At 53.8% G+C, this 11,351-nt stretch carries 8 protein-coding genes; 3 read left to right on the top strand and 5 right to left on the bottom strand.

Features of this window, described 5'->3' with window-relative positions:
- Positions 1–100 precede the first annotated feature (100 nt).
- A complete protein-coding gene (locus HDF08_RS22140; RefSeq protein ID WP_373563154.1) occupies positions 101–946 on the bottom strand; it encodes an MIP/aquaporin family protein in 846 nt (281 codons plus the stop codon).
- 293 nt (positions 947–1,239) lie between these two features.
- On the opposite strand from HDF08_RS22140, the gene HDF08_RS10875 reads away from it, so the two are divergent.
- From HDF08_RS10875 to HDF08_RS10865, 3 genes are all read left to right on the top strand, one after another.
- The gene (locus HDF08_RS10875) at positions 1,240–2,145 is read left to right on the top strand and encodes a YdeI/OmpD-associated family protein (protein WP_179638468.1); all 906 of its coding nucleotides are present in this window, start codon (positions 1,240–1,242) and stop codon (positions 2,143–2,145) included.
- Positions 2,146–2,187: 42 nt separating this feature from the next.
- The gene (locus tag HDF08_RS10870) at positions 2,188–3,258 is read left to right on the top strand and encodes a DUF4331 family protein (protein WP_179638466.1); all 1,071 of its coding nucleotides are present in this window, start codon (positions 2,188–2,190) and stop codon (positions 3,256–3,258) included.
- Between the two features lie 338 nt (positions 3,259–3,596).
- On the top strand, positions 3,597–4,769 hold the full coding sequence (locus HDF08_RS10865) for an outer membrane beta-barrel protein (protein ID WP_179638464.1): 1,173 nt from the start codon (positions 3,597–3,599) through the stop codon (positions 4,767–4,769).
- A 94-nt stretch (positions 4,770–4,863) separates the two neighbouring features.
- On the opposite strand, the gene HDF08_RS10860 is transcribed toward HDF08_RS10865, so the two are convergent.
- The 4 genes from HDF08_RS10860 to HDF08_RS10845 form a co-directional block, all read right to left on the bottom strand.
- Positions 4,864–5,868, bottom strand: coding sequence for an MBL fold metallo-hydrolase (locus HDF08_RS10860; RefSeq protein ID WP_179638462.1), 1,005 nt, complete (start codon positions 5,866–5,868; stop codon positions 4,864–4,866).
- A gap of 130 nt (positions 5,869–5,998) precedes the next feature.
- The gene (locus HDF08_RS10855; protein ID WP_179638460.1) at positions 5,999–8,689 is read right to left on the bottom strand and encodes an MGH1-like glycoside hydrolase domain-containing protein; all 2,691 of its coding nucleotides are present in this window, start codon (positions 8,687–8,689) and stop codon (positions 5,999–6,001) included.
- Complete coding sequence (locus HDF08_RS10850) at positions 8,686–9,717, bottom strand: VOC family protein (RefSeq protein ID WP_179638458.1); 1,032 nt, start codon at positions 9,715–9,717, stop codon at positions 8,686–8,688. The genes HDF08_RS10855 and HDF08_RS10850 overlap by 4 nt, the downstream gene beginning before the upstream one ends.
- Positions 9,714–11,318 carry a GMC oxidoreductase gene (locus tag HDF08_RS10845; protein WP_179638456.1) on the bottom strand — a complete coding sequence of 535 codons (1,605 nt, stop codon included), beginning with the start codon at positions 11,316–11,318 and terminating at the stop codon, positions 9,714–9,716. Before HDF08_RS10845 ends, HDF08_RS10850 begins: the two co-directional genes overlap by 4 nt.
- Between the last annotated feature and the right edge of the window lie 33 nt (positions 11,319–11,351).

Below are 11,351 nucleotides of genomic sequence, written 5' to 3'. Positions count from 1 at the left end.
AGCAGCTCTCACATATCTTAAGGCATTAGCAGTCTGATTGAAGCCCGGTGCCATGTCATCTCCGTGTGTCAGCACGTGAGCCGACATCAGAGCATGAGCGCTACCGCTCATGCTCGAGATGTGCAAATCGACATGGAAATGGGCAGGTTGAGTGCAGATCGTGGAAAACCTTTGCGCAGTACACCCGGCTCGGACCAAAAGCACGGATATACGCCCCTGCGGCCGCGAGCATACCGAGACAGGGAGCGATGAAGTAAATCCAGATCCCCCACCAGATCGAGGCGAAGAGCGCAGATGAGAAGGTTCTGGCAGGATTTACACTGAAGCCCGAGATGGAAGAGCATATCGCAAAATAAAAGACAGTGACCGCGGCGACCAGGAGCGGACTAAAGCGTGCCAGGGTCCGATGGTTCGTGGCAAAGAGCACGACACCCATTAGCAACGCAGACAGCAGAAACTCCGAGGTGAAAGCGGCTTCTCTCCCGTAGCTCCCTGGGACGGTAACTACATAGTGAACTGGGTCAGACGATAGAGAAATCCCGAGTATTTGACGGGCGATGAAAACACCGCACAGAGCTCCCGAAAACTGAGCTGCGACGTAAGAAACAGCATCCCAGCGGTGGATTCGACCGAGCCACAGATACGTGAGAGTAATCGCAGGATTGTAATGCGCACCAGAGCGTCTGCCGAATGGCGATCGAACGACAAGCAATGTCGTGCCGGCAACACCCATTCCCATAATTGCTGCGTTTTCGGGTCGCGAGAGAGCAAAGCGAGTCAAGGGAGACGCGTTGCTGTAGAGAAGTGTCCCGAAAAGACAGATGCATAACATCAGTGCGCCCGTTCCCGAAAACTCCATCACGTACTCCCGCCAATGCGTCTTAACTGCCTCTCCGAGCGAGGCGGACGGAGACAGAGCGGTTATTCGAAAGTCTGAGGATGACATGATAGATCGCCAATGTTGTTTGGGCACAGTTGAAGAGCTGAAGGCGATCCTTGGAGGACCGCTTGCCGCCTTACTTAGAGTGCAGCAGTCGAAGCCGACGAAGCACTAGAGAAAAATACAGGTATGTCCCTATGGAATGGGTAGATGCCTGACTGTCAAGCAGAGAGAAGAATACGAGTTGTACAAGCGACGTTGCCTAGTTTCTGTTTCGCCACGAACCTGCGAGGCTTGAACGTAAAAGGCGCTGCTGGGGCATCAAGGGTTCCAAACTCCAACGTCACAAGGAGACAACGATGAAACGAGGAATCATGAATCTCGAAACAACGACCGTTACCCGTCGTACGGTGTTGGGCGGTGTTATTGCCAGCGCCCTGGCGTCAATGGTGCCATCAAAGGTATTCGCCGAAGTCGTAGGTTCTGGCGCAGATGACGATGCTGACGGTCCCAAGTCAAATAAAGCTAACCTGTATGCATTTCCGGGCGTACAGCTAGAAACAACCGTAATCGCTGCCACATGGCCGGTCCATCTGAATCGATTTGACTGGAGCACGCAAAAAGAATCGCACGTCACGATCCACGCAGGAGCGCGGAAGTGGGACGTAGAGCTGCCCGGCGGCTCGGTCGATACTGCGTTGTTGGAACGGCATGGATGCCGGGTCTTCGCGGGCAGCGTTGCGACACAGCCAGGAGCAGATGGTGTCGCCCTCAAGGCGGTGATCATCAAGATGCCGAAGAAGATGCAGGTCGAGTCCGGCCCGATGGAGATATGGGCTGAGCGTGTTTTGCATACAGGACAGCGGCAGCGAGTCGGATCGCCGTTCATCGCCGCTCTTCTCGCGGAAGACCCCGGCTTGGCACAGTCATATCACAACCTCTCTCCATCGGACGATCGCGCGATGCTCATGGAAGACGTCGTCAGAGTCATAGCGGCTAAGGGCCGCAAGAGCGGAATGGCAGGCGATCCGGATACTTACGCCCGGCGGGTCGCCTCGCGGCTGCTACCCGACGTACTGCGCTACGACCCACAGTGGCCTTCAGGTTTTACGTTCGCTGCTCAAAACGGACGACATCCGGAAGAAGTATCCGATCTCGTTGTCGATACCATTCTCAGTGGTTCTCCCGCTCTTGGGTCACCGAAGGCAGATGTGCATCTTCAAGAGCCGTTCCCATTCTTCTCGCGGCGCGACTCCGCCGCCTAAACCCTTCGATTCACTGCAATCACTTTATGAAAGAGGTTAGGTATGTCGCATCATTTCGACACAAAACTTGCCAAAGAGGATCCGAGCCTCAACGTCTGCGATTTTTATCTCTTTGAGGGATCCCCCGGTCATACGGTGATGGCCATGACAGTCAATCCGGATGCAGGTCTCTCTGTACCAGATGTTCTCCACAAGGAAGGCTTGTACGCGTTTCGGTTCGACCTCAATGGTGACTCGCACGAGGATGTGACGTTCAACCTTCAATTCGGCGATGCCCGTCACGCGGACGGTGATGAGCACAGCCACATTCAGAGTTACAAGGTTCGCAGAGCAACGGGCAAAGATGCCGCTCGCAGTGCCGCGGGGGAAATCTTGATTGAGGGTGAGACCGAGAAGATCGAGACTAAGAATGGCATCCGTGCCTATGTTGGGCTGGCGCCAGATCTATTCGCTGGCGACGCCGTTGCCATCATCGGCTGGATCAAGACGTACTACAAAGAAAAGCGGTATGACGCCAGCCACTTCCAAAACCGAAAAAACTTCTTCGGTCACCGAAACGTCACGGCAATTGTTCTGGAGGTTCCAAACGACCTCATCGGAAAAGGAAAAGTGCATGCATGGGCCACATCTTCACTGTATGGACATGCGCCTGAGATGCAGGTACAACGCTGGGGACTACCGTTGTACACCCACATTTTTCTAACGGATCCTTCAAAGCCAGAATTGATCGACAAGTTCAACGCTGCTGGACCGGCTGACGATGTAGCGAACTACGCTGGCGTGACTGCTGAATTTGCCCAGAACATGTCTACCTATGCAGGATCCGTGGTCAATCCATCCGAATACGGGAAGCAGGTCGTAAGCCGTCTTTTACCTTCTGTCCTACCTTATGAACTCGGCACGGAAGCTGCGTTCGATCAGGCAGCTTTCAACGGTCGGCCATTGGGTGATGACGCCATGGACATCATGCTGCAGTTGGCATCGAACACTCCGCTCGCGGATGGCGTTTCCCCAGACCTCAGCCGCACCCGGAAGGAGTTTCCCTACTTCGGTGCCGCCTATACGAAGGAAGAACAAGTCGGAGTTGTTCCCGTTCCGCGTCCCACCAAATAGAGCAATTCCTCGTCGCAAACGCGCGCAGCACGGCCATCGGTGCTTACTGCAGCGGGAAAGCTCGAAGGGACCGGGGTTTCCGGTCCCTTTTTTGGTTTTGCCAACGGATTGCGGGACAAACGTTCAAGGCCCTCACACTTCAATCGACTCAACTCCAGTCGGACGCACTGAAGGCGTCCTCCTCGATCCCATGCAAGCCTCGCAGCCGTAAGCCGGTTTGGAAGACCACTGAAATTATGATGAGCAAACACGTAACAATTCGAGCCCACGCGCTATCTATTCTTCTCCTGACCTGGTGTGCAATGTGCTCCGCGCAAACGTCCTCCGAACCTAAAGGAATGGGGCAGATGACCGGGCGCGACGACTCTGGCGCGGATCGCAGGACCTATACCCTCGGCAGGTACCCAGAAGACCAGAAGCCGTTGTTGAGTGGGAATGCCCTTTCCGATTGGGGACAGAAACACAGGGTTCGCTCCTTTGGATGGCTCGATGGCGGATTCACTTCCGTCAGCAACGCAAGCGGGCTAGTGGCCGAGGCCCCCACCCCAAATCGATTCAGTAACCAGTTCATGCTCGATGCCGCGTGGGTAGTTCTGGAACGATCAACGACTAAGGCTCTTTCGTGGGGATTTCGGACTGACTTCTATGCAGGCTCTGACGCAGCTCTCCTCCGCTCGCAAAACCATTTTGGTCCAGATAGCACGCGATGGGGTACAGAGTTCCGGCAAGCCTACTTCAAATTGCACACACCGATTCTCTTTCGGGAAGGGATCGATTGGACCGCAGGAAAGATCAACATTCCCACAGGTGTGGAGACGACACTTTCCCCCTACAACCAGCTCTATTCCCGCGGCTATTTCTGGACGCATGATGGTTCGAGTGGCACCGCGTTATTTGCAACCGCCCATACTAATTCGCAAACCGACATCGTCCTGGGAACGGCGATGGGCTACAACACATCCTTCATCCTTCGCGGGCGCGCGCCCAGCTATTTGGCCAAACTTATTTACCATCCGACGACCGAGAGGAAACAACAATATCTCATAACGGTCTATACAGGGCCGAAGCCTCTAGCTGCGGCATCAAACCACGTTGGAACCTGGCAGACACTTGCTGAACTGCAGGCGCGCGAAGTATGGACTCCCCGCTTCAATCAAGCTTTCGACGTCGGGTATTTTTCTGATCCACACGACTCGGCAAACGGGCGGCACAACTCGGGCAGTCAGGACGCGTTCGTTATCTCGTCCTATGAACTGAATCGGATTGCCGCGTTGCAAACGCGGTTGGAATGGTTTGCCGATCCTCATGGAGCAAGGGCCGCAGTACCGGGCTCCTATGGAGAAGCAACCGCGGGTATTACGCTGCGCCCCAAACCATGGTTCGAGTTTCGGCCTGAGATCAGGGGAGACTTTTCCGGGCAGCACTCGTTTGGAGCCGCGGACTCGCCTATCCGGCATCGCAACGAATTGAGCGCCGAGTTCGAACTGCTTCTCAAGGGCCGAATCTTTTGACGAGCGTGCAGGACAAACGCCACGCTCTTAACCAGGGATTGTGAAAAGGACTATCTTCAGCTTGCGAATCCGCTCTGCGCTCTCAGGATCCTGGTCACTTATTGTGGCTCGGTTCTCCGATAAAGTGGAGCGGTAGGAACGTAAAACCTTGTTGTGAAATACGTATATGGCCGACGCCAGGAAATGGTAAGTGTGAGCCGGCGATCAGATCCCTCCGAGAGCCAACCTCTTTCAGCATCTTGAAACGTTCCCCTCGGGCTTGAATCGGATCACTATCGAACAGGATTGTTGTCTGGGGTGTGGTGAGCTGTACCTCGGCCACATGGACGATGTCACCCCAAAATAGAATTCGCGCACCGTCGCTCACAAGAGCAAACATGGTATGTCCGGGTGTGTGGCCCGCCCCGCTTATCGCACGCAGGCCAGGCAATACCTCCTCACCACCGTGGAACCATTTGAAATGGGCCGCGTCGATGTAAGGCTGTATCGCTTTACGGGTCTCGACGAAGTTATTTTCGACGAACTTGGCCTGTTGGTCCGAAGGATGTCTGGCGGCGTTATCCGATGCCCGCTTCTCGTTTTCCGAATTCAGCCAGTAGTTTGCCTCTCTGTCGTCGGCATGGAGTATCGCGTTAGGAAACGCTCTTATCCCATTGCTAGTCAATCCGCCCTCATGATCGATATGCATGTGCGTCATGAAGATGTCGTCAACCTGATCTGGTTCGTACCCAGACGCCCGAAGATTCGCCATAAGATGATTGAGTGTTGGACCAAGGGTTAGTCCGGCACCCGTATCGATCAGAACGAGCCTGGTACCGAAGTTCAAGAGGAAGCAGTTTACTGAAGTTGCATAAGGCTCCTTGATGAAGGATGCAGCGAGTGCCTGATCCACAAGCGCCGGTGTGGTGTGGGTAAGCAGATGATCCATCGGTAGTGGAACGGTCCCATCCGACAAGACCGTGACCTCCACTTCGCCTACCGTGATTCGATAAAAGCCGGGGGCTTGAACGCCTGCTTTTCTCGCCGACCCGTGCACATCGGGACTCGCGATTCCTGTGGCCGCGATCAATCCAAGTACGAAGATGTGCCTAAATTTCATCTCAAGAGCCTCCAATACTAGCTGTGTGAATAGATTTGTGAACTCCGCCCAAGCCTAGGACAAAATGATCCGTCAAACTATTCAGGCTGATTCGATTTGGCTTGCGTTATCGACAGTCGCACGCAGTGCACTATTTGTACGTGCTCGAGACAGGTGTCTGACCACCACTTTGTTGCAAGAGTTTTGCCACGAGCCCGGTCCACCCCGTCTGATGACTTGCGCCCACACCCGACCCGTGATCACCGTGAAAGTATTCAAAGAAGAGCAGAAGATCCTTCCAGTGTGGGTCGCGTTGGAATTTCTCTATGGACCCGTAGACTGGACGCAGGCCCGCTTCATTCTTCAAAAAGATGGAGCTCAGACGGTTTGATAGCTCAACCGAGACTTGCGCAAGGGTCATCAGCCTGCCGGAGCCAGTGGGGCACTCTACTTTGAATCTGTCGCCGTAGAAGAAGTGATACTTCTGCAGCGACTCAATGATGAGATAGTTCATCGGAAACCAAATCGGTCCACGCCAGTTGGAATTGCCACCGAATAGTCCGGAAGTTGACTCAGCGGGCTCATAGTCAACGCGATACTCTGTGCCACCGACGTATTTGATGTAAGGGGATTCGAGATGGCTCCGCGACAATGCTCGCACTCCGTATGGGGACAGAAATTCGTTTTCGTCCAACATGAGGCGAAGAATCCCGCGAAGCCGTTCTTCGTCAATGATCGACAGGAGTAGACGGTCATTCTGGCCGCCATGCATACGGGCGATATTTGAAGTGAGGTCAGGCCGATTCTTGACGAACCAGTTCAGCCGGTGCGTAAAGTCGGGCATTCTGTCCAGATCGGCCGATTCCAAAGTATCCACCGCAAACAAAGGCGTCAGCCCTACCAGGGATCTCACCTTCATTCGTTCCCAATCCCCACTCTTCGAATACAGGACGTCGTAGAAGAAGCCGTCTTCACTATCCCAAAGTCCTTTTCCGTCAGCGCAAATATGGGTCATTGCGTGGGCGATGTAGAGGAAGTGCTCCCAGAACTTGCTGGCCACGTCTTCGTAGGCGGGATTGTATCGAGCCAATTCGGAGGCGATCGTGAGCATGTTGAGGGTATACATTGCCATCCAGCTCGTGCCGTCGGACTGCTCGATTAAACCAGCCACCGGAAGCGGTGAGCTTCGATCAAAGACCCCGATGTTGTCGAGGCCTAGAAACCCACCTTCAAAGACGTTCAGGCCATCGGCATCCTTTTGATTGACCCACCAGGTAAAATTCAGCAAGAGTTTGTGAAATGCAGATTCAAGGAATCTGAGATCACCTGTGCCTCGCCGCCGTTCTTCGATTCGATATACCCTCCACACTGCCCATGCATGCACCGGAGGATTCACGTCCCCGAAAGCCCATTCGTAAGCGGGCAGTTGTCCGTTCGGGTGCATATACCATTCGCGCAGCATTAGCGACAGTTGACTCTTCGCAAAATCTGCATCGACGATCGAAAGGGCAATGCAATGAAATGCAAGATCCCAAGCAGCGAACCATGGGTATTCCCACTTGTCGGGCATTGAAAGCACATCAGCGTTGTAAAGGTGTCCCCACGTGGAGTTGCGACCCGTATCTCGTACGGGTGGAGGAGTTGGCTGTTTCGGATCTCCCTCTAGCCATTCTTTGATCACATAGTGATAGAACTGTTTGGACCACAACAGGCCCGCAAGGGACTGACGCATAACATTTCGCTCGTCATCATTGAGTTCTGGCGGGATAATCGCCGCATAGTAATCGTTCGCTTCCGTGACTCGTTCTTGAAAGATAGCATCGAACCCCTCGAAGGCGTGGGTGAGGTCATTGTCTCGCGTCAACCGTAGATGCAGTACCGCGGTTTGTCCGCCTTGGAGCTCTAATTTGTAACGTGCGGCGGCTTTGCTGCCGCGATTCTCCGGATTGCAAGCCTGCATCCGTCCGCTGACGACTACATCATTGATGCCATCTTTGGTGAATGAACGGTTCGGAGAACCGTAGAAGCGCTCGTAGTTGGTTTCGTTCTCGGTAAACAAGAGATCTGGGCTGCCTTCAAAAGACAACTCGTAGGCATCGAACCCCGCCTTCTTTGTAAGTAAACGAGATTGACCTGATTTGTTCTTGGCAACTTTGATCTCCGGGATTTCCTCGTCACCAGCCCAAGACCAGGTATTACGGAACCAGAGCGTGGGGAGCACATCGATAGACGCTGCATCGGTTCCGCGATTAGTTACGGTAATCCGAATCGCTATGTCGTCGACATCCGCTTTCGCGTACTCTACTTGAACGTCGAAATACCGATCTTCGTCAAAGACACCCGTGTCGAGCAATTCGAATTCAGGCTCGTGCTTTCCGCGCCGAGCGTTTTCGCTCACAAGTTTGTTGTACGGAAATTCACCTTGCGGATATTTGTAAAGAAATTTCATGTAGGAGTGTGTCGGTGTCGAATCGACGTAGAAGTAGTACTCCTTCACGTCCTCACCATGGTTTCCTTCGCTACCTGTCAAGCCGAACAGCCGCTCCTTCAAAATCGGATCATGGCCATTCCAAAGAGCCAGCGCGAAACAAAGATTTTGGTGGTTGTCGCAAATGCCACCTAGACCATCTTCATTCCAACGGTATGCACGAGATCGTGCGTGATCGTGTGGAAACGAGTCCCACGCGGTCCCGTTGGCGCTGTAGTCTTCACGGACTGTTCCCCAGGCACGTTCGCTTAGATAGGGGCCCCACCTCTTCCAATGCTTTTCTTTCCTGCTCGATTCCTCTAAACGGCTTTGCTCAGCGTTGTTGACTTCCGTATATTTCTTGTCATCGATCATTGTTTGACAGGCTCCATAGAAGCGCCTCGCCTGATCAGCTCTAAAAGGTGGCCGTCGGGGTCATTCATCCAGGTGGCTTCGCGATCAGTTCCGTCACGGTCGGATACTTTGATCCAGTGTGTGTTTGGAAACTCGTCAATCTTTTTGACAGACGATGACCCCGGTGAAACCTCTAACGGGATTTGCCAGCGAGCGACATCGGAAACATGGAGGTTGCTGGGGATTGGACGGCCGGAGGTCGGAGTTACATAATCAAGAAGCTCTATTCCTATACCTGATTCGGCGCGAAGACTGGTGATGAGAACATGGGCGTTGAACACACCACTGAGGTGCTCCTGCTCCTCCCCGTAGTTCTCGCTGCTTCCGGCAACTCGGAAATGAAGTTTGTCACGATAGAAAGCAATACTCCTCTGAGTGTCAGAGACGGCAATCGCAGTATGGTCAATACCCAAGAATGTCTTCTTTGATGGCATCTGCCACTTCTGCTGGCCCTTTCCCGAGGGAAAATGGATCAACTCCAGATAATGTCCATCCAGATCGCGAAAATAGAATGCGGATATGCCTCCGGCCTCCTTGTTCCACACCGGCAAAGTTTGAGGAATGTTCGATACAAAACGAACGTGCGCTACTTTTAGTCGCTCATATGCCTCATTCATGTTCGATACCACGATCGCTATATGCTCGAACCAAAGATCATTTGCTCGCGAATCATCAGGAAATGGTTTGCCTTTCGGCGAACTGTACTCTGTAATGTCCAGGCACTCGTCGCCAAGTGACAGCTTCGCAGTTCTAGCCGCCGCTTTCGGGGGCATGGCAGGTGCGAGCCGCGCTGAACTAGACGAGTCCTCCATCTTCACAAGATGAAAGTCCAGCACCTTTGTGTAAAACGTGATTGCGCGGTCGAGCGAGACCATCGAGATCGAGGGACAGTCTACGCTGGTCACACGAACCGACGCCTTGGCGTGGCCATAGCTGAAGACCACAAGGGAAAATGCCAGCCACCGAATTGCATGAAATGAGTACGTCATGCGTGCAATGCCTGCGATACTTCCTTGCGCGCATGCATACGCTCTAACAAATGGTCGCCAACGCGCAGTGCGTTCGCGACGATCGTCAGGGCAGGATTTACCGCGCCACTCGAAGGGAAGAAGCTCCCGTCGACTACATAGAGGTTGTCGACGTCGTGAGCCTTGCAGTTGATATCTAGCGCGCTTGTCAACGGATCATGACCGAAGCGCACAGTACCATTCTGGTGAGCAACCCCTGCGAGTGGAATCTGTTGGCCAATAAAGATGTTTCTGTCGAATAGTCCCTGGTGGCATCCGGGCCCATGAAACTCACACGAGGTGCTCTTCATCATCTTCGACAACTGATGCTTGAGCCGCTTATGGGCCTCCAGGTTGTTGGGTGTATAGCTCAGAACAATCTCGCCGGCACTGTTGATCGTGACGCGATTCTCGGGGTTAGGCAGGTCTTCCGTGGTAAGCCAGAAGTCGAGTGAGTGTTTTGCCATCAGTTCAAGACTCCAGCCAGGAGCAATCGCCGGCGCCCCAGCCCTAAGTGTGTCGAGATCTAGCTTTCCGACGAAGGAGATGTGTCCCATCGGAAACTCCCATTCGCCTGAAGCCTGATAAAAGTCATTAATTGATAGCGTCTTCTGAAAGATCGTGGGATTGGGACAGAGCGAGAGAGCCATGACCACCGAGTTAGTGTGTCCCATGTAGTGCCTACCTACCACGCCCGAACGGTTGGCCAATCCGTCCGGATGATCGCTGTTCGCCGAGCGCAGCAATAGCGCGGCCGAATTGATCGCTCCGCAGGAGACGACGACAACATCCGCTGACACTTCCACCTGCTCTCCATCATGCTCGAAGAGAACACCGGCGATCTCTTTGCCAGAGCTGCCGGTCTTGAGGGAAGTGACCTTCGCCTTGGTCAGGAGCGTGACGTTGTCATGCATCTTTAGTGTCGGCTCGATGCACATCATCTCGGCATCGGATTTCGCGTGGATGAGGCAAGGAAATCCGTCACATGTGTTGCAGCGGATGCAGCGGCTCGTGCGCCGGTGCTGCTCGTCGAGGCGCACGCCTAAGGGCGTATGAAACGGATGAAGCCCCATGGAGGAAAAATCCGCACTGAGTCTTTCAAGCCGTTCTTCATGTGAGATTGCAGGATAGGGATATGGACCGGTGGTCGGTGGGTCAGTAGGATCGACACCACGCTCTCCGCGAACCTCGAACAGGTGCTCGGCCTCGTCATAGTACGATTCGAGATCTTTATAGGAAATGGGCCATGCCGGGGAAATCCCGCCCGCGTGTTGAATCTCTCCAAAGTCGACTTCGCGCAGCCGGAAGAGAGCCGCACCAAAGAACTTTGTGTTTCCCCCCACGTTGTAGTTGGTATGAGGCTCAAGGACCTCTCCGTCTTTTGTGCGCCACTTCTCCTTGGCGAGATAGTGTCCCTTGAGGTTAACCTCCAGAGAACTCCAGTTCTCTTTCTCGCGAGGGACGTAGTCGCCGCGCTCAAGGATGAGAATCTTCATTCCTGAGGGCGCGAGGCGTTTGGCCAACGTTGCTCCGCCTGCACCTGTTCCAATGATGATGATGTCGTAACGCAGTTGCTGTGCCATGATTCTCCCGTTGAAATGCGTGGTTAGAGAGCC

The sequence above is a fragment of the Tunturiibacter empetritectus genome, from assembly GCF_013410875.1.
Lineage (GTDB): Bacteria > Acidobacteriota > Terriglobia > Terriglobales > Acidobacteriaceae > Edaphobacter > Edaphobacter empetritectus.
Note: the sequence above shows the minus strand (reverse complement) of the source record. Positions and strands in the feature narration are given on the sequence as shown.